Annotated in this window: 12 protein-coding genes; 3 read left to right on the top strand and 9 right to left on the bottom strand. The window is 62.1% G+C overall.

The features are described from left to right. Positions 1-28 precede the first annotated feature (28 nt). Together ACZ1JX_RS12650 and ACZ1JX_RS12645 are read left to right on the top strand one after the other, a co-directional pair. Positions 29-1,267, top strand: a complete 1,239-nt coding sequence (locus ACZ1JX_RS12650; RefSeq protein WP_465123901.1) for a CaiB/BaiF CoA transferase family protein — start codon at positions 29-31, stop codon at positions 1,265-1,267. Further along, positions 1,264-3,597 (top strand): CaiB/BaiF CoA-transferase family protein, encoded by a 2,334-nt coding sequence (locus ACZ1JX_RS12645; RefSeq protein WP_465123900.1) that lies wholly within the window; start codon positions 1,264-1,266, stop codon positions 3,595-3,597. Before ACZ1JX_RS12650 ends, ACZ1JX_RS12645 begins: the two co-directional genes overlap by 4 nt. A 108-nt stretch (positions 3,598-3,705) precedes the next feature. Here ACZ1JX_RS12645 and ACZ1JX_RS12640 read toward each other — a convergent pair whose 3' ends face one another. The 9 genes from ACZ1JX_RS12640 to ACZ1JX_RS12600 all read right to left on the bottom strand — a co-directional run bounded on the left by ACZ1JX_RS12640 (position 3,706) and on the right by ACZ1JX_RS12600 (position 17,373). Then, on the bottom strand, positions 3,706-5,343 hold the full coding sequence (locus tag ACZ1JX_RS12640; protein WP_465123899.1) for a flavin-containing monooxygenase: 1,638 nt from the start codon (positions 5,341-5,343) through the stop codon (positions 3,706-3,708). 182 nt (positions 5,344-5,525) lie between these two features. After that, the gene (locus ACZ1JX_RS12635; RefSeq protein WP_465123898.1) at positions 5,526-6,317 is read right to left on the bottom strand and encodes a FadR/GntR family transcriptional regulator; all 792 of its coding nucleotides are present in this window, start codon (positions 6,315-6,317) and stop codon (positions 5,526-5,528) included. Positions 6,318-6,486: 169 nt separating this feature from the next. Then, positions 6,487-8,988 carry a TonB-dependent receptor gene (locus tag ACZ1JX_RS12630; protein WP_465123897.1) on the bottom strand — a complete coding sequence of 834 codons (2,502 nt, stop codon included), beginning with the start codon at positions 8,986-8,988 and terminating at the stop codon, positions 6,487-6,489. 451 nt (positions 8,989-9,439) lie between these two features. Next, positions 9,440-10,270: a class I mannose-6-phosphate isomerase gene (locus ACZ1JX_RS12625; RefSeq protein ID WP_465123896.1), complete on the bottom strand. Its 831-nt coding sequence runs from the start codon at positions 10,268-10,270 to the stop codon at positions 9,440-9,442. A gap of 3 nt (positions 10,271-10,273) precedes the next feature. Further along, complete coding sequence (locus ACZ1JX_RS12620; RefSeq protein ID WP_465123894.1) at positions 10,274-11,179, bottom strand: ROK family protein; 906 nt, start codon at positions 11,177-11,179, stop codon at positions 10,274-10,276. Further along, entirely contained in the window at positions 11,163-12,428 is a 1,266-nt protein-coding gene (locus ACZ1JX_RS12615; protein WP_465123893.1) for an MFS transporter, read from the bottom strand. The genes ACZ1JX_RS12620 and ACZ1JX_RS12615 overlap by 17 nt, the downstream gene beginning before the upstream one ends. Continuing rightward, positions 12,425-13,693, bottom strand: coding sequence for an MGH1-like glycoside hydrolase domain-containing protein (locus tag ACZ1JX_RS12610; RefSeq protein WP_465123892.1), 1,269 nt, complete (start codon positions 13,691-13,693; stop codon positions 12,425-12,427). The genes ACZ1JX_RS12615 and ACZ1JX_RS12610 overlap by 4 nt, the downstream gene beginning before the upstream one ends. A 2-nt stretch (positions 13,694-13,695) precedes the next feature. Continuing rightward, positions 13,696-14,928, bottom strand: a complete 1,233-nt coding sequence (locus tag ACZ1JX_RS12605) for a glycerate kinase type-2 family protein (protein ID WP_465123890.1) — start codon at positions 14,926-14,928, stop codon at positions 13,696-13,698. Between the two features lie 81 nt (positions 14,929-15,009). Further along, the gene (locus ACZ1JX_RS12600) at positions 15,010-17,373 is read right to left on the bottom strand and encodes a TonB-dependent receptor (protein ID WP_465123889.1); all 2,364 of its coding nucleotides are present in this window, start codon (positions 17,371-17,373) and stop codon (positions 15,010-15,012) included. A 288-nt stretch (positions 17,374-17,661) separates the two neighbouring features. Between ACZ1JX_RS12600 and ACZ1JX_RS12595 the strand changes: the two genes are divergently transcribed. Further along, on the top strand, positions 17,662-18,801 hold the full coding sequence (locus ACZ1JX_RS12595; RefSeq protein ID WP_465123888.1) for an ROK family transcriptional regulator: 1,140 nt from the start codon (positions 17,662-17,664) through the stop codon (positions 18,799-18,801). Positions 18,802-19,025: the final 224 nt, after the last annotated feature.

Here is a 19,025-nt window from a genome sequence, read left to right as displayed (position 1 = left end):
AGAATATTCAAAATGGCTAGAGGGTCTGATGGTAAATCCAAACACGTCCGGGACAGGGCACAACCACGCTCCGTTTGCGCCGCTGGCGGGCGTACGGATCGTGGATTTCTCGACGAACATGGCGGGCCCCTATGCCACGATGATCCTCGCGCAGCTCGGCGCCGACGTGATCAAGGTCGAAGCGCCATCGGGCGACGACGCCCGCGCCTGGGCGCCAGAGATCGAGGGTGCGAGCGTGGTTCATCGCCACATGAACGCGGGCAAGCGCGGCATCGTGCTCAACCTCGCGACCGGAGCAGGACGCGAGGCGGCACTGGCACTTGCAGCGGGATGCGACGTCCTGCTGCAGAGCATGCGCCCCGGCGTTGCGGACCGTATCGGCATCGGCGAGGAAGCGGTCCGCGCGGTAAATCCCGATATCCTCTACTATGCGCTCAATGCCTTTGGCGACGGTCCGACCGGGCGCGAACTGCCGGGTTATGATCCGCTGGTGCAGGCCTTCACCGGCATCATGCAGATGAACGGCCATGACGGCGCGCCACCGGTGCGTTGCGCGCCTTCGGTGATCGATCTCGGTACCGGCCAATGGATCGCGATGGGCGTGCTTGCCGCGATGCTCGCGCGGCAGAAGGGCCAGCAGGTGAAGGCGATGGAGACCGCGCTGGTTGATACCGCCTTCAGCCTTGTCGCCTATCAGGCCACCGCTGCCAAAGTCTCGGGTCAGAGGCCGCGCCGGGCCGGATCGGGCAATCCGATCGCTTCGCCTTACGAAGTCTATCGCGCCCGCGACGGCGACCTGATGATTGCTGCGCCGAACCAGCGCCTGTGGGAACGCGTCGCCAAGGTACTTTCTCTGACGCACCTCGTGGACGATCCGCGCTTCCGCACCGTCGCCGATCGCAGCAGCAACAATGCCGCGCTGACGGTAGAGATGACTGCAGCGCTTGCGGGCGCCGATGCAGCGGTCTGGGTCGAACGGCTGCATGCAGCAGGCGTCCCGGTGACGCCGGTCTCGGGCCTCGAGCAGTCCGTCAACACCACTGCTGCTGCCGAGCGCCAGACGTTTGCCGAACTCGATGGCGTGCCCCACGTGCGCCTGCCGTGGATGGCGGATGGCAGCCCTGTGCCGTGGGTGCGACGCGCGCCTCGTTTAGGCGAACACACGGTCGAAGTGCTGCGTGAATGCGGCTTCGACCAATCCAAGATCGATACCTTGATTGACGACGGTGCGGCAGTCACTGCCTCGGGCGTTCAGGAGACAGCATGATGACCGTTGCCACGCACGCGCCGCTCAAAGTCGTGGAGGCGAGCCGGGGCATCGGCGGGGCCTATTGCGGGTGGCTGCTGCGCGAAATGGGGGCAGAGGTGGTGCGCATCGGCACAGCGCCCGAGGGCTCCGATCCGATCTGCATGGCGCTCGCCTACTACGCGAGCCGCAAGACGGAGATCCACGTGTCCGATGCCGCTGCGGCAATCGCATCTGCGGACATCGTCATCACCGACGATGCGGCATGGCTTGCCGAAATGTGCGGCCGGTCGCTGGACGATCTTGCAGCGGCTCAGCCCGAAACCGTATTCGGCGTAACCTCGGTGTTCGGACTGACCGGACCCCTGGCCGACATCGCCGCCGTTCCGCTCAATGCACAGGCACAGTCCAGCGTGGCATGGGCGCTGGGCGAACCGGGGCGACCGCCACTGGCCATTCCGCCGGGCGTACTCGAATGCCAGGCAGGCGCGCATCTCGCCGCCGCTTCACTCATGGCGCGACTTGTCGGGCCTGATGGCAAGAGCGCGCGCATTGTCGACATCGCGCTGCACGATGTGCTGACCCACTATGTCGGCGTCAATTGCCGGTTCTACATCCATCACGGCATGACATGGCGAAGGGCAGGGCGGCGCGCCTCGGATTCGGGCGGGGCCTATCCTTTCGTGATCCTCCCGTGCAAGGACGGCGCCGTCTGCCTGTCGGGCCGCACGCGCGCCGAATGGCAGCGCTTCGTCGAGGCCATGGGCACGCCAGCCTGGTCGCAGGAGCCGCGCTATCAGAAACTGCGCGCGATGGGGCAGCAATATCCTGATGAAGTCGATGCGCTGGTCATGCCCTGGCTTGCCGAACGGACCAAGGCCGAGATCGAGGAGATCGCCGACCGCTTCCGCCTGACCATCGCCCCCTTGCGCGATCTGACCGACGTGATCGCCACGTCGCAGCTCACCGAGCGCGGCTTCCTGCGCGAATGGACGCTCGACAACCGCAAGCTTCTCGGCCCTGGTCTGCCATTCCGCACCTCCAGCCAGCGGGGGACTTCGCAACAGGCCAGCCATGCCGATGCTTTGCTCGCCGAGACCGGTGGCAAGGAGCAGCTTGGTTCATTCGGTCCGCTGAGCGGCCTGAGGGTGCTGGACATGGGCTGGGTCTGGTCGGCCCCGCAGGTTGGCAGCATCCTTGCTCAGTTCGGGGCTGAGGTGATCAAGGTCGAGCATCGCGCGCGGCCCGACAATTCGCGCCTCTCGGGCGTCATCATCCGCGACGGGGTCAAGCTTGAAGGCGACACGACCGACATGTCGCCGATGTTCCACCAGATCAACAAGGGCAAGGCGGGTATCACGCTGAACCTAAAGGAACCTGAAGGCGTTGCGCTCCTGAAGCAGCTTGTTGCGTCGAGCGACATCGTGCTCGAGAACATGTCGGCAGGCTCGCTCGAGCGTTCGGGCATTGGCTTCGATACGCTGTCGAAGCTCAATCCAAAGCTGATCATGGTCGCCATGTCGGGCGCTGGACAGTTCGGACCGCTTGCCGACATGCGCACTTATGCTCCGACGATGTCGAGCTTCGTCGGGCTGGAATCGCTCGTCGGCTATCCGGATTCGTTGCCCACCGGCGCGCTGAACTTTGCCATTGGCGATCCCAACGCCGCTGCGCATGCGCTCGTGGCGCTGTTTGCCGCACTGTCGCGCCGGGAAGCCACCGGACAGGGCTGCTACATCGATCTGTCGCAAACCGAGGCCTTGCTCGCGACGCTGACACCCTATGTGCTGCAGGCGCAGGTCGAGGGGCGTCAGCCGCTGCCGGCGGGCAATGCCCATCCGGCGATGGCGCCTCACGGCATCTATCCTGCGAGCGGGGACGACAGCTGGCTGTCGCTCGCGGTGCGCGATGACGCCGACTGGAAGTCCCTCGTCCGGCTGGCACCGGACCAGCCATGGGCACAGGATCCCGCCTTCGCACAAGCTGCGGATCGCCTTGCCCATGCCGAGACGCTCGACGCCATGATCGCCGACTGGACCGCGAGCCGGGAGCGCGATGACCTGGTCGCCGAACTGCGTGGAGCAGGTGTCCCGGCATCGCCCGTCAACGATATCGAAGGGGTCTGGACCGACGCACAGATCGCGGCGCGAGGTCTTGCAGATCGTGTCGAGATTCCGGGGCTGGGCGATGAGGTCCTGTTCCGCGCTCCGTGGACCGTCTCGGACCTTGCCGTTGCCACCGGCACGCGCGGTCCGCTGACTGGTGAGGACAACCAGCGCGTCATAACGGGCAAGCTCGGCGTTCCTCAGGCGGACTTCGAAAGGATGACTGCGAGTGGCGTGATCAGCTGAGGCTGGTCACGCTGCGGCGGTGCCGCGCGGGATTGCGGGTTTTTGCCAACAGGAAGGGGGGCCAAAGCGAACTTTGGCCCCCCTCTCTTTTGTGTCGGCTGTGAGGTGTCAGGCGGCTGCGACCTGTTCCTCGCCGCGCAGTTCGAAGCCCTTGTAGCCGTTGCGCGCCACATCCTCGCAGATCGCTGCGTAGGAGGGCATGCCTGACAGATAGGCGGTGAACACGCGCGGTTTTCCCGGCAGGTTCGAGTTCATGTACCAGGAGTCGACGGTCGGGAAGAGCGTCTGGTCGGCTTCCTCGGTGATCTGCTTGACCCACTCGGCTTCGGCTTCGGGCGATGCTTCGAACTCGACCGCGCCGGTATCGCGCATGTGGTTCATGACGTCGGTGATCCAGTCCACGTTCTGTTCGATGCAGACCGGGAAATTGGTGAGGATCGCCGGGCTGCCCGGGCCGGTGATCATGAACAGGTTGGGGAAGTCGGCTGTTGCCAGGCCGAGATAGGCGCTCGGGCCATCCTGCCACTTGTCGGCCAGCGACTGGCCTCCGCGACCGTGCAGGTTCATCTTGATCAGCGAGCCGGTCACAGTGTCGAAGCCGGTGGCAAAGACGATGGCGTCGAACTTGTGGTGATCGCCGTTCGACATCGTCAGGCCGTCGGCAGTCGCTTCCTTGATCGGGTTCTTGCGCAGGCTGACGATGCTGACGTTGTCGCGGTTGAAGGTTTCGTAATAGTTGGTGTCGATCGGCGGACGCTTCGTGCCGACGGGATGGTTGAATTCGCACAGCACCTCGGCGGCGGCCGGGTTCTTCACCGTCTCGCGGATCTTCTCGGTGATGTATCCGGCGACCACCGCATTGGCGTTGATGTCGGTGACGATGTCGTTGAAGCTGGCGAACATGAAGCGGAAGCCGCCGATGTTCCAGAGTTCGTCCATCTTGGCGCGGGCTTCCTCGGGAGAGACTTCGAGCGCGGAAATCGTCGGCGGCACGATGGTCATGCCGATGGGCGAGGCAAGCGTGATCTTGCGGTCTTCTGGGAAGTTTTCGAGCTGCTCGCGGCGCATCTCATCGGTCAGCGGGTGGTTGCGGGCCGGCACGCTGTAGTTCGCCGTGCGCTGGAACACGGTGAGGTGCGCGGCTTCCTCGGCGATCAGCGGCGTGCTCTGGATGCCGCTCGATCCGGTGCCGATCAGCGCGACACGCTGGCCGGTGAAATCCACCTTCTCGTGCGGCCAGAGCGCAGTGTGATAGACTTTGCCCTTGAAGCTATCGAGCCCCGGCAGGTCCGGACGGGCAGGCGACGATGTGTTGCCTACCCCCGTGATCAGGTAACGCGCTCGGACAATCTCGCCCTTGCTCGTTTCGACCAGCCAGGTGTGGGTCTTCTCGTCGTAGTGTCCCGAAAGCACGCGGGTGTTGCACTCGATGTCCTTGCGCAGGTCGAGCCGGTCGGCAACGAAGTTCAGGTACTCAAGGATTTCTGGCTGGGCGGGATAACGGCAGCTCCATTTCCATTCGCGGCGGATCTCTTCCGAGAACGAATAGCAGTAATAGTGGCTTTCGGAATCGCAGCGCGCGCCGGGATAGCGGTTCCAGTACCACGTGCCGCCGACATCACCTGCGGCGTCGAAAACGCGGGTAGTGTAGCCCTCGCCGCGCAGGCGGTGAAGCATGTAGAGCCCGGAGAAGCCGGCTCCCACGATAATGGCATCGACTTCGGATGGACGGGATTGCTCGGCCATGTTTCCAGACTTCCTCTCGTTGAGTCTTGTTGCCCGCAACCTATCAATTAGTCCAAATATGTCAATTGTCCTACCGTAAGAAATATCGGCATCTGGTGGTGCCGTGCAGTCGATCTGGCGCAAAAAAAGCCGCGGCAGTATAGGGCTGCCGCGGCTTTGGAATGGCCAATGGAGTGGAGCCGTCAGCTCGGTTCGACGACTTCCGCGTCAGCCGCTGCCATGGCAGCCTCGAGGATGCGGCCATAGGCCTGAACGTCACGCTCGACGCGGCGCTTGGCCAGATCGGCATCGCCCGCTTCTATGGCTTCAAGGATCTTGCGGTGCGCAACGCAAACGCGCTGGCGCACGTCGGCCTCGGCGAACTCCTTGAGTTGCGAGGCTTCGAACATCAGTCCGCTGACAGAAATGGCGAGCGCGCGCAGCAGGTCGTTGTGGCTCGCCACGGCAAGCGCATCGTGCCAGTTCACGTTCTCTTCGAGGAATGCGTCGAGATCGTTCTCGGCGGCCAATTCGATCCTTTCGGCTATCGCCCGCAAGGTGTCGAGGTCCTCTTCGGTGCGGCGCTGCGCGGCAAGTGCGGCCACCATCGGTTCCAGCGCAAGACGCACTTCGGCAAGCGAGCCGAGCGGGAGGCTGCGGCCGCGGGCATAGAGGTTGATGTGACCGACAAGATGATCATCGCTCGGCGTCGAAACCGTGGTTCCGCCGTAGCGCCCGGCGCGGGTGTGGACGAGTCCCTGCGCCTCGAGAATGCGCAGCGCTTCGCGCACCGAACCGCGGCTGAGGCCGGTGGCGTTGACCAGATCGCGCTCGGTCGGAAGCATGGAGCCCGGATGATAGGCGTCGCTCAGGATCTCCTGCTTAAGCCTTTCGGCCAGCACATCGCTCGACTTGGGCACCTTGATGCGGCCCAGTCCTTCAAGCATCGCACCGCCTTTTGCGGCGGGCCGGTCCGTTTCGTTTGGTTTTGCCATAGATCACCCCTGTATCGCTCCCCAAGTCTTCGGTCAATTGTCAGACCTTACACGATTGCTTGTCTGTCTCCGCGACCATCCGCAGCACCTGCATTACTTGCAGGTTGCCGCAAATGAAACGGGCGCCGGAGTCTTCCCCCGGCGCCCGCTGTGCATTGCCCTGTACCGCTCAGTTCTTGATGCTGAGGGTCACGCCGTAGGTGGCCGGCATGCCGACGAACCGGACGGTGGTGTCGAGGTAGTGTGCGGCATTGGTAACGTAGTACTTGTTGAAGACGTTCTTGCCCCAGGCCATGATCTTGTAGTTGCCGCCGCCGAACTCGTAGCCGAGGCGGGCGTCGATCGTGGCATAGGCGGGGATCACGAACGGCTGGGCGATGTTCGGCGCATTGCGGTCGTTGGCCAGCTTGCGGAACTGGATGCTCCGGCCATTGAGCGTCGAAACGGACGACGACTGGCCGCGCAGGTCGGCGCCGAAGATGATCGTGCCGTCGCCCACATCGTGGCGATAGTCGAGATTGAGGCTGTACGACCACTTCGGCGTGAACGGAAGTTCGCTGCCGGTGAAGTCGCAAGGCCCAGGTGCGCCGTTCACCGTGCAGCTGTTGCCGTAAGCCGTCGGGCCGACAAAGAGTGCGCCGCCATCGGTGCGAACCTTGGATTCAAGGTAGGTCACCGAGCTGCCGATCGACAGGCCGCGCATCGGGCGCACGGTCAGTTCGGCTTCGGCACCCAGAACGCGCGACTTGGGCACGTTGATCAGCACATCGAGCACGTCGAAAATCGGGTCGACGACTTTGCCGCGGATCTGCTTGTCGGTGTAGTCGTAGTAGAACGCAGCGCCGTTGAACTGCACCTTGCGGTCGGCCATCGAAAGCTTGAAGCCTGCTTCGTACGAGGTGACCGATTCCTGCGTGACCGGGAAGTACGCCTTGTAGTCGGCGCTGGCCAGGGTCGGGAAGCTGCCTGCCTTGTAGCCGCGCGACACGTTCGCAAAGAACAGCGTGTCGGAATTGGGCTTGTAGTCGAGGCCCGCGCGCCACGAGAAGTTGTCTTCCGCCAGAGTGTCCTTCAGGCGCTCTCCCGGAACGCCTTGCGCATTGAGCACGTAGCAGCCGTTCACGCCGATCGGGGTGAAGGGATTGCCCGAAAAGCCACCGATGATGTTGAACAGGGTGGAGACCAGTCCGTCGCCGTTACCCTTCGAGCAGAGCTCGGCCCGGTTGCGCGAATTGGTGTAGCGACCACCGATCTTCAGCGCGAGCGTATCGGTCAGGTCATACTCACCGTTGGCGAAGAACGCATAGTTGCGGATGCGCTGGAGCACTTCGCTGCCGGTGGTGTTGATGAATAGCGTGCCGGGAGCAGAGGACGAGCCGTTGGCGAAAGTCAGGCCCTGATCCTCGAACGTGCGGCTGTTCTCGTAGTTCGCGCCGATGACCCAGCGAAACGGCCCGCTGCCCTGGTTGGCAAGGCGCAGTTCCTGGTTGAACGAATGGATGTTTGCCAGTCCATCGCCGATGTTGGCGACCGCCTGTGCCGTACCGTCCTTGTCGCTGAACAGGTGCTGGTCGAAATCGAGGTAAGAAGTGATCGAGGTGAGCGTGGCGAAGTCGCCGATATCGAGGTCTGCGCGCAGCGATCCCTGAATGAACTTGCGATTGCTGCGCGGCGAAAGGTCGCCAGTCTGCTTCGGCGCGATCGAAAAGTCACCCGTCGCCACATTGGTGAAGGTCACATAGTTCGCAACCGTGGTCCAGTCGGCCGAGCGCGGATCGGTGGTGCCGAAGGGCGAGGCGAAGACGCCCGGCTGCACGGCTGTCGGGTTCTGCGCACGCACGGCAATGAGCTGCGCCGCCTGCGGTTCGCTCTTGTCCTGCCAAGCGGTTACCGTGGCGCGAAGGCGAAGCGTCTCTACCGGTTCGGCAGTGAAGGTGAGGCGGCCGGCGATATACTTCTGCGCGCCATTGCGGTCATTCGGGCGGGTCAGGCTCCGCTGCCAGCCGTCGCTGTCCATGCCGGAGATTGCAAGCCTGACGCCGGCCTTCTCGCCAAGCGGCGCGCTGATGAAGGCATTGCCCTGGACCGCGTTGAACCGGCCATAGCTGATGTCCGCGCCATAAGCGAAGGCGTCGGTCGGCTTGGCCGCGATGTAGTTGATCGCGCCACCGGTGGCGTTCTGGCCGAACAGCGTACCCTGCGGCCCCTTGAGCGCTTCGACGCGCTCCAGATCGAAGGCCGAGCGCAGGGTGAGCACCGGAAACGGCAGCGGGACTTCATCAGTATAAACGCTGACCGAAGGATAGACGCCAAGACTCTCTTCGTTGAAACCGATGCCGCGCAGGGTGTAGATCGGGGTGCCCGCGCCGCTTTCGGCGAACTTCAGGCCCGGGACAGCCGCAGCGATGTCCTGCACCGAGGTGATCCGGCGTTCAGCCAGCGTATCGCCGCCAATCGCCACGACCGAGAGACCGACGTCGTTGAGGTTCTGCTCGCGCTTGTTGGCGGTGACCACGATGTCCATCGAATCGTTGTTCTCAGGCACAGACTGGTTCGCCGATGTGGCTGACGATCCTGCGGCCTCCTGAGCATGCGCCTGAGAAACCGAAACAATTCCGATCGCCAAAGCGACCATGCCAGCTCCATTGAGCGCGCCTATCACAGACCTCATAGCTCTCTCCTCTCCCCGTTGGGGTGTTGTTTCTCCCTACCTGCGACGAAAAATTCTAAATGTCAATTATAGGACCGTAGAACATTTGAACCTAAGAACGTGGCGCGTGCAAGCGCTGACGATGCATGCAAACCCTGTCGTGAAAGCTGTCGGCCAAGGCTCAGGAACGAAGTGTCAACCTGATGCGATGTGCCTCTTCCAGCGTTGGAAACCGCACTTGCGACACACGTTGGCTACGGAAGGCAGACCCAGATCTGCACGACGGGCGGGATTAAATCATCGCAAAACCGCAGCGCTGGATCACAAAGTCTTCATGCTTCGGCATCGGCTCCAGACCAGGTTCTCCGCTGCGGGCCCTGCCTGAAGTCGCGCAAGCGGTTCACCCGCTGTCGCCTGCGAACATTGGTCCTCGACGTTGCACAACGACAACGGAAAGCGGGCCGGCAGCGCCCTACTCGGCTGCTTTGGCCTGCGCCGCAATGAAGCTGAAGTCCGCAGAAGCAGCGACCCGACCAGTAGCAACGGTCGTCACGGGATTGCCGTAAAGTACGTCTGCTGCAGAGCAGTGCCTGCAATCCAGAGCGAGCGTGCCTTGCAGCGGAACAATCCACAGGTCGCCATCAGGAAGTCCGGCAAGAGCCTTGGTCCCGGTCCCGAACCAGATTCGGAAATGCGCCCCGGCCACAAGGAGATGCAGGGGACGATCTACGTTGTCGCCCAACCGTCCGGACAAGGCAGGGTCATAAGGTTTCGCCTCGCACGCGTCTATGCCTGCGGCAAGATGCACCTCCCGTGGCCGACCGTAGTCAAACAGCCGGTAGGTCACGTCTGAGTTCTGTTGGATTTCGACGATGCTGACGCCTGCGCCTATGGCGTGGATCGTGCCAGGCGGGACGTGGAACCAGTCCCCTGCAGACACAGGGAACCAGCACATTTCATGCTCGAGACTGCCATCAACCGCTGCAGAGGCCAGTTCACTGGAGCTGATGGCCCGGACCGTGCCTAATCCGAGAGTGGCCCCAGGTTCTGCTGCCGTGACCAGCCACCATTCCTCCTTTCCACGTGTCAGGCCATGCCGCTGCGCAAGAGCGTCGTCAGGGTGCACCTGAATCGAAAGGCGCTCTGAAGTGTATATCCTCTTAACCAGGAGCGAGAGGTCGATATCCGCAAGATCGAACCAGATTTCGCCGATACGGCGCATTCCGTCTGCAACGTCCCTGGGCAGATCACTGCGACCCCACGGCTTTTCACGATTTGTGCGAAGCAAGAGGCGCAAGTCCATGCGTCAGGCCTTCGCGTGATCGCGTACAAGTGTGCTGGCGCATAGCACGGCGCCGACAGCGCCGGCGTCCTGCCCAAGTTCGGGCAAGCACAAGTATCCAGGCTGTGCAGCCCCGCGAGGGCCATAACGGCCCAAGCGGCGGGTCATTTCCGATTGTACGGCTTGAACCAGCCCAGAGGCCCCGGTCACCCCACCACCGAGCACGATCCGCTGAGGGGAAAGCGTAAGCACGAGATTGCAGCAAAGCTGCCCCATGTAATCTGCGATCAGACCGAATTCGGCTGAATCAGGAGCGAACTTGTCCAGCGAGCGGCCAAATCGCGCCATGATGGCAGGACCGGAAGCGAGGCCTTCGGCGCAACTGTGGTGAAAGGCGCAAACCGAGGCTGCAACGTCATCTCGGGCGCGCTCGAGCATTGCATGACCCATTTCGGGGTGGAGCAGGGCGGGAAGAAGCTCTCCATTGCAGACAATCGCACCACCGATGCCCGTGCCGACCGTAAGGTAGACGGACAAAGCCACATCTCTTGCAGCACCAAGACGCGCCTCGCCGATGGCTGCTGCGCCGACATCGGTCACCAGCCTGATTGGCGCCGCAATGTCACGCGCCAGAGCCCCGGCAAGATCGAAGCCGCTCCAGCCAGGCTTGTTGGTTTGCAGGAGATGTCCGTAGTGGCTTGCAAGCGGATCAACCACCACCGGGCCGAATGCGCCGACGCCAAGCGCGGCAATCGGCTGAGGCTGACTGCCGAAGAATGCGCAAGCGTCGGCAACGACGGCGGCGGGTTCTCTGGTCGCGACAGTGTGGCGTTCTAGTAGCTTGCCGCTCTTATCGCCGATGGCGAACACGGTTTTCGTCCCGCCAAGCTCGATCCCGCCAAGTAGTTCCGGCTCAGACATGGGCAGCATCACCGCTTCCAACAGCTATCATGCGGCGCACTGTGGGTCGACCTGCGAGCAGCGCCAGCACAGCCACAAGATAGAGCGCCGCCATCATAGTGAAGCCTGCCGCAAGACCGGTGCGGACCGCGATGGCGGGCAGGGCGACGGTGGAAATGCCGGCCCCCAGAAAGCCCATCATGGTCATCAGCCCGGCTGCTGTGGCGCGGGCTGAATCGGGCATGACATCGTGCAGCGCAGCATAGATGCAGCCGTCGAACAGGCCCTTGCCGAAGCTGGTGGCAAAGAGCAGCGCACCGACGGTGAGCACCGATGTCGCCCAGGGGAACGGCAGCAGGAAGAGCGCTGCCAGCGCAAGGCCGAGAGTCAGGACGGTAAAGCGCCCTGTCGTGCTTCTTGCCGCAAAGCGATCAGACAGCCATCCGCCCACAAGGACCGAGAAGAACCCCGCCGTGGTAATCATCACTGGCCCGACCAGCGCGCTGTCGGCAAGGTTCAGGCCGAGCACGTCATGGGCATAGGTATTGCACCAGTTGAGCACTGCCGATGACGCCGCCGTTGCCAGCATGAACACGCCGCACAGTATCAGGGCCGCCGGGTTGGACAGAATCAGGCGCAGTGGCTCGCCGCCCGGTTGTGTTCCGCGCGTTCGGGCCACAGGCGCATCATCACGCAAGGTAAAGATCAGGACGCCCAGCACCACGATGCCAAGTGCTGCAAAGACCATGAAGGGCATCGACCAGCCGTAGTGGTCCGCAAGCCGACCTGCTGCCCAGCTGCCGAAGCCGCCACCGGCAAACACGGCAGTCTGGTGGATTGCCAGCGCGCGGCTGCGTATCGCGGGCTTGTGCCATGATCCGATCAGGGCGGTCGCGGTGGGGTAATAGGTGCTCTCCCCCACGGCCACCAGCGTGCGCATACCGAGCAGCATCGCAAATCCGCTGGCGACCGGCATGAAGCCGGTGGCAGTACTCCAGAAGAGCAGGCCAAAAAGAATCATGTTGCGACGGCGCACGCTGTCGCCGATCCGTCCGAAGAGGAAGGCGCAAACGGCGTAAGTCCAGAAGAACACGGTATCGACAAAGCCAAGCTGCACGTCGCTGATCGCGAAAGCATCGCGAAGCAACGGTTTGACCGCATTGAGGATCGCCCGGTCGGCCGAATTGAGGAACGATACCATCCACAGAAGTCCGACGAGGATCCATGGATAGAGTGCCGGGGCTGGTTTGCGGCCCTGACCGAAAAGTGCCGTGCTCATTTGCCGCACCACGCGAGCCACATTGCGGCGGTCCAGGAAAAATCGGGGCCGCCCGATCCCTCACCGGTTTCGGGGCTGAAGCTTTCATAGAATCCTGAAGTCTCGATCAGGCGCGCTGAGTCAGCCTTAATCTGCTCGGCCCATTCGGCATGCCCCTGTTCGGAAAGGCCGAGCGCGACCATGTAGCTCACCACCAGCCAGATTGGCCCGCGCCAATAGCGGCGATGATCGTATTCGCGGCTCCCGGCCTCAAGACTGGGCAGCAGGAATGCTGCGGTTCGGCGCAGCCGGGTAAGGGCATCGAGCAGTCGCCCGCGCTGGCGTTTGCTGCCAATGTCAGCGTAGAACGCGAGGAAGCTGGCATTGGTGACGAGACCGGAGCTTTCATGTGTCGTGGCATCGCGAGAGCAGTAGGCGCCGACCTCCTCGTTCCAAAGCCACTCGATGCCGTCTTCGGACAGCGCGATCCGGTGGCGCAGCTCGGCGGCGACCGCGCCGTCACCAATGGCTTCTGCCATGACCAGCAGATCGCGATTGGCTCGGAGCAGTTCCATTGACATTCCCACGTCGATCACGCGGAACGGTCCCTGATCAGCTATGACCTGATGGTCCCAACCCGAGGCGCGACCGAACTGGAGGATGGCAACATAGCGATCGTATTCGCTCTGCTTTGGTCGCATCGCCGCATCGACATGGCCGGTATCACGCCTCTGGTAGGTGCCGACGCCTGAGGTGTCGACGCGGGCCAGAGCATCGTCCCACTCGCTCGAATTGTCACGCCCGGTCTCCCAGTTGTGCGTCACCATTACCAGCCCGTTTTCGAGTGGATCGCGAAAGCGATGAAACCAACGGTGGCTTCGCAAACAAGCCGCGTAGAGTGCACGCATGCGCGGATTGGCAGGGTCGGCGCCTTCCTGCTCCCACAACGTGCGCACGATTGTGGCCAGAACAGGCGGCTGGGTGATTCCCGAGGTTGGCGGTGTCCGCCCAGTTGCCCAGATGTCCGGCCCAGGGAAGTAGCCTTCGTCGCGCTGATGGAAGACGATGTGCGGAATCATGCCATCGTCCCACTGTGCGCTGACCAGCGTCAGGATCTCCTGCCATGCCCGTTCGCGATCGAACTCCGCGAAGCCGAGAGCCACGAACGCGGAATCCCAATTCCACTGGAACGGATACAGGCCATGCGTAGGGACAGTGTATCCATCCCGATCATTGCGCCTGAGAATTGCCCGCGCCTGGGTGTCGAGGTCGGGAAGCTGGGTCACGTTCATTCTCCCACGGCGATCAGGCGGATATCGTTGACGTTGGTGCGGGTCGGCCCGGTGATGACCAGACCGCCGAGGCCTGCAAACAGGTCGTAAGTGCGATTTTGAGCGAGCGCCGCCAGACAATCTCCCGAGGATGCGCGCGCGCCCTTGCCGAACCAGCCACCGGCGTTGTCCTCGCTACCATCGATGCCGTCGCTGTCGCAGGCAAGCGCGGCGATCGGGACATCCTCAGGCAGGGCGGCCATCAGCCCTGTCAGGTATTCGAGATTGGGTCCGCCGCGACCTTGTCGGTTGCGGACGGTGACGGTCAGTTCTCCGCCGGACACCAGCAGACATCGCTCTTTGCGCGCAAGGTGATCGAGCGCCACTGCGGCGTGCGTGCGACCTGCTTCGGCAGCTTCTCCGTCAAGGTCATTGCCCATCCGGATGACTTGCCAGCCCATCTCCCTGGCATGTTCCACCGCTGCATCAAGAGCAGTGGCTGCAGTGGCAATGACATGGACAGAGTGGTCCGGCGCCTGGGTGACGCTGCCTTTTCGCACAATGGCGGCAAGCTCTGCATCTACAGGCCATCCGGATTCATCGAGGATGGCCAAAGCGCGTTCAGGATCGAAATCGCTGCCGATCGACGGGCCTGAAGCCACGACCGATGGATCGTCGCCCACCACGTCGGAGATGATGAAGCTGTGCATGTCGTTTGCCGCTGCTGCGGCCGCAGCAGCCAGCCGCCCACCCTTCACTAGCGAGAGATGACGGCGCACGAGATTGATGCTGGTAATGGGCACGCCCGACTTCACAAGGTGTTCGTTTATCATTGCCTTGCGGGCCAAAGGAAGGCCGGGCAGCGGGTCCACTAACAGGGAAGAGCCACCACCGGAAATCAGGAATATCACGCGATCGCCTGCCTGTGCTGTTTCGGCAAGTTCGCGGATGCGCCGTCCCGCCGTCAGACTTGCGCTATCAGGCACCGGGTGGCTGGCTTCGATCACTTCGATCGCACCGGTGTATCCGCGGGCGCCGTGCCCGAAGCGCGTTACAACGCATCCGATTACTTCGCCGGGAAGGCGATGCGCCGCCACTTCTGCCATTGCCGCAGCGGCCTTGCCGCATCCCAGGACGATGGTGCGGCCACGAGGGGGCTGGGTGGGAAGGACACCTGCCAGTGCCGCAGGGGCACTGGCCGCAGTGACGCCAGCCATGAAGATTTCAAGCATTTGATCGCGCAGCAGCATGACAGGCCTTTCGGTGGCGGTGTCCGGGATTGGTGCGCAAGGTTGACCGCCGCAGCAAGTGCCGCGGCGGTCAACCGGCCATCAGAAGGAATAGGTCAGGCGGCCGGTGATCCTGCGCGGCAGCACCGGACGGCCGACGAAGAATGCTCCATTGGCAACCTGATTGGAGTCCTGACGCGGCGAACCTTCGGTCACGGCATCGCTGTTGAACAGGTTGAACACGTTTACGCTGACCCGCACCGAACTGGCGCCAAGTGCAAGCCGGTAACCTGCGTCGAGGTTGGCAATGTTCCAGCCTTCGAGCCGGATCAGGTTGCTCGATGCGGTATAGTTCGGCCCAGTGTAGTTGGTGAAGACGGAGAGGTCGAACCTGCCGTCGTCGAAGTAAAGCCCTGCATTGTAGAGCACCTCCGGCTGCCGTTCGACACGCTTCCCGATATTGGTGGGCGTGGTGTCGAAAGCGGTAAACTTGCTCTTCTGGAGGGTGATGTTGCCGTTGAAACGCAGGTTCTTCATCAGGCGAAGGTCGATCGTACCTTCCGCACCGTACGATTCCGTGCCGACCAGATTGACCCTCTCGATCAACCCACCCGATCCGTCGTTGACGAAAAGCACCTGCCGCCGGTTGTCGAGCTTGGTGTAGAAGCCGGAAAGTGTGAGCGACAAGCCCGAACGGCTCAACTTGATGCCTGCCTCGGCCTGCTTGATGATCTCGGCGGTGTAGCTTTGCGTACCGGGCGTTGCGCTGGCATTTGCTGCCGTGCCGCCTGGCAGCGGCCTAAACGCGGCCGAGCGCAGTTCGGGGAAGAAAAACCCCCGCGATGCGTTTGCGTAGATGCTCATCTCGTCGGTCAGCTTGTAGAGCGCGCCTGCGGCAAGCGCCCATTCGGTGGCAGCCACATTGCCGGTGAGGAACCCGCCATTGCCCCAGACCACGTCGCGCAGAGCAGAGGACAGATTCGGGGTCGATGCGTCGGTCACCACTGTCGACGTGCGCTCGCGACGGATCGAGCCGGCGATATGCTCGACGCGGAAGCCGATGTCGAAATTGACCCGATCGCCGATCTTCATCTGGTCAGCGATATAGCCGGCGTAACGCTCGGCTTCGTGGCGGTTGTTCACATAACCGGCGCCTGCGTTGAAAAGGCCGTTGCGGGCGACGATCGTCTGAGCACCGGTATCCGGGTTGGTCACTACCACGTTGACCAGACGGGGCTGGTTGTTGAATTCGGCGAGATATGTGGTGGTGACGTTCCGGTCGCCCGCGCTGGCCTTCCCATAGAAACCGCCCAGGGTGAAGGCGTGGTCGACCGAACCGGTCTGCAACTTCTTGGTCAGGTTCAGCTCCGCCGTGAAATCGTGAACCGGACGGTCGCGATCGGTAAAACGGTTGGCGAAGAGCAGGTAGTTTGCCGGTATCGCCCCACCGCCGGCAAACGTGAACTGGGCATTGGCGAGAGAGCCGAGATTGCGGTTGGTGAGGAAGCTTTGCAACGTTTCGGGGACGTTGATCACGCCATCGCCGTCCGACCACAGGCCGAACTTGTGCTTGTAATCGCTGTACTTGATTCGGCCGTTCAGTCCCCAGCCGCTGTCGCCCAGATCCTTCTCGAACGTCAGGCCGACCATCCCGCCCCGGGTTGAAACGCCGTCGCCAATATCCGAGTTGAACGTGCCACCACCCGGAATGCTGAAGCCCAGTCCAGAAGCGAAATCGTTCTGCACGGAGTTGACGAGTTTCCCATCGTTGCCCGCAATGCGTTGGCGCGTGGGGCCATCGAGGGGGATCGGCAGGTAGAACTGGACCTGATCGTCGATGAACTGGCCAACCAGCTTTACGTTGCCGCTGCCATCGGAAAAGCGGTACTCGAGATTTCCACGGAGCTGCCCGCCCTTTGTGTCGAGGCCTGTGCGGATCGGTCCCTTGTCGGTACGATAGAAGCCCGACAATGCGAAGTAGAGGTTGTTGCCGAGCGGGCCGCTGAGGGCGATGTCGCCACGATAACGGTCGCGCTGCGCCACTTCGAGTTGCACCGTACCTTCCAGACGGTCGCCGCCGGTCTTGCTGATGTAGTTGATCAAGCCGGCGACCGAGCCTGGGCCGAACAGGTTGGAAACGCCACCGCGTACGAATTCCAGCTTGCTGATGCCCAGATCGTTGCGGGCATAGACGTCATAGGCCGACGAATTGAGCCCGAATGACGAAAGGACAGTGATGCCATCGTACATCAGCGGTGTGAACTGGTACTGACCACCGGAGGGAAGCCCGCGAATGAACACGTTTGAGGCGACTTCGCCGCCACCGCCGTCGGCCTTGATCGAGGGGATGGTGTTGAGAATGTCCGCTTGACTGGTCACGCCGGCCCGGGCGATCGCATCGCCACTGAGTTGGCTGATTGCCAGCGGCGTGTCGAGCGCGATGCGTGACCGACTTGTTCCCGTCACGATGATTTCAGCATTCGCTTGTTCGGAGGAGGCTTCGTCCTGAGCAGCTTCGGTCGTGACTGCGGCTGTCTGTGCAACAGCTAAACCAGGTATCAAAGCTGCAGCGGAAACGCTGGCCAGAGCTGCAAACGGTATGCGCTTCATAAAACCTCTCCTCGCCTGAACGCCCTTTCCGGGCTGATCTTGAGGGAGGGCATATCAAACCGGAAGGCAACATACAACCCACAATGGGTATTAAAATGAGTGGAATTGTTGCCAGCTTCCAAATGCCGTGCAAAAAGGGTGTCCATGGCCGACGATTCCAAAATGCAAACCTTCCAGCTGCCGTCAGAGAGCGAAGCGTCAATCCTCAGCCATGTTCTGCGAAACATGGGCACGACTCAGCCGGAAATCGTCCGCAGCTCTGGGCTTTCGCAGCAGACAGTTTCGCGTCTGGTCAACGAACTGGTTGATCGCGGCGCTTTGGCACTTGGCGCGCGAAAGACCAGCGGTCGCCGGGGGCAACCCAGCGCTACGATCACCATTGCCCCGGACTATGCCTATTCGCTCGGCGTTGCGTTGATGACCGATGCGATGTCGGTGCTGCTAATGGACTTCGCTGGCAACGTGGTTGACTACGATTACGCCGCGATGCCCGCAATGACGCGCAGAGCTGTTTTCCAGCGCCTTGGCGGGGTCATGGAGCGCTTTCTGGAGCGTACTCCCGTGGCCCGGAACAGGCTCACCGGGGTCGGGATCGGCATCTCTGGATATTGTCTGGATGGCAAGTCCCGCTACAATCCGCCACGTTCACTCGACGATTGGGCCATGGTCCCGATCGATGAACTCTTCAGCGATGCGCTTTCCCTCCCGGCGTGGATAGAGAACGACGCAAATGCGGCAGCAATCGGCGAAAGCTTTCTCGGAGCCGGTCGGGGTCACTCCGACTTCGTCTACGTTTTCATGGCGGCAGGGCTTGGGGGCGGGGTGGTCAGCAATCACCGCTTGATGCGCGGTACGCATGGCAATGGCGGCGAACTTGGCTTGATTCTGCCGTGGCGGCTCTACCAGCTTCCAACCCTTGAAACCCTTCTGCAATCGGTCCGCTCGGCTGGTGTCGATCTAGCCAGCATTTCCGATCTGGTCTCTAATTTCGATCCTGAATGGCCTGGTGTTGATGAATGGATCGAGAAAAGCAGGGACCCGCTGTCGCTTATCGCTTCGGCAATCGCTGCCCTGCTGGATCCTGAAGTGATCGTGCTCGGTGGGCGCATTCCGCATGCCCTCGCGCAAAAAGTCATTCCGTCCATTGAGTTGTTCGATGATGCGCGGAGGCAAGAGCCGAGACCCTTGCCAAAGATCATTGTCTCACAAACGCACGTTGACGCCTGCGCGATCGGTTCAGCGATCATTCCGCTTGAAAAGACCTTCTTCACGAAGATGGTCTGACGCGCGCGTCCATAGCGAGAGACCAAGCTGTCAGACTGAAGCGAACGTTCTCTCGGCACCAGCCAAAGCTAGCTGACAGAGCATCTCGCTCCAACCGGTGCGTTTGGTTTGACAGTGTCCTCTGCGGCAGACCGCTTCACCCTTTGGGAAATGACCCGATGGTTTTTCTCACTGATTTTGATCTATCGATATGATTTTATGGTGATTTTATCTGCAATATTAAT

This window comes from Novosphingobium sp. BL-A-41-Hi4A-0G (genome assembly GCF_055521735.1).
This window is presented reverse-complemented; position numbering and strand designations above follow the sequence as displayed.

Coding starts and splice junctions, on each gene's coding strand:
- ACZ1JX_RS12650 (WP_465123901.1), top strand. CDS start 29: ATGGTAAATCCAAACACGTCCGGGACAGGGCACAACCACGCTCCGTTT.
- ACZ1JX_RS12645 (WP_465123900.1), top strand. CDS start 1,264: ATGATGACCGTTGCCACGCACGCGCCGCTCAAAGTCGTGGAGGCGAGC.
- ACZ1JX_RS12640 (WP_465123899.1), bottom strand. CDS start 5,343: ATGGCCGAGCAATCCCGTCCATCCGAAGTCGATGCCATTATCGTGGGA.
- ACZ1JX_RS12635 (WP_465123898.1), bottom strand. CDS start 6,317: ATGGCAAAACCAAACGAAACGGACCGGCCCGCCGCAAAAGGCGGTGCG.
- ACZ1JX_RS12630 (WP_465123897.1), bottom strand. CDS start 8,988: ATGAGGTCTGTGATAGGCGCGCTCAATGGAGCTGGCATGGTCGCTTTG.
- ACZ1JX_RS12625 (WP_465123896.1), bottom strand. CDS start 10,270: ATGGACTTGCGCCTCTTGCTTCGCACAAATCGTGAAAAGCCGTGGGGT.
- ACZ1JX_RS12620 (WP_465123894.1), bottom strand. CDS start 11,179: ATGCTGCCCATGTCTGAGCCGGAACTACTTGGCGGGATCGAGCTTGGC.
- ACZ1JX_RS12615 (WP_465123893.1), bottom strand. CDS start 12,428: ATGAGCACGGCACTTTTCGGTCAGGGCCGCAAACCAGCCCCGGCACTC.
- ACZ1JX_RS12605 (WP_465123890.1), bottom strand. CDS start 14,928: ATGCTGCTGCGCGATCAAATGCTTGAAATCTTCATGGCTGGCGTCACT.
- ACZ1JX_RS12595 (WP_465123888.1), top strand. CDS start 17,662: ATGGCCGACGATTCCAAAATGCAAACCTTCCAGCTGCCGTCAGAGAGC.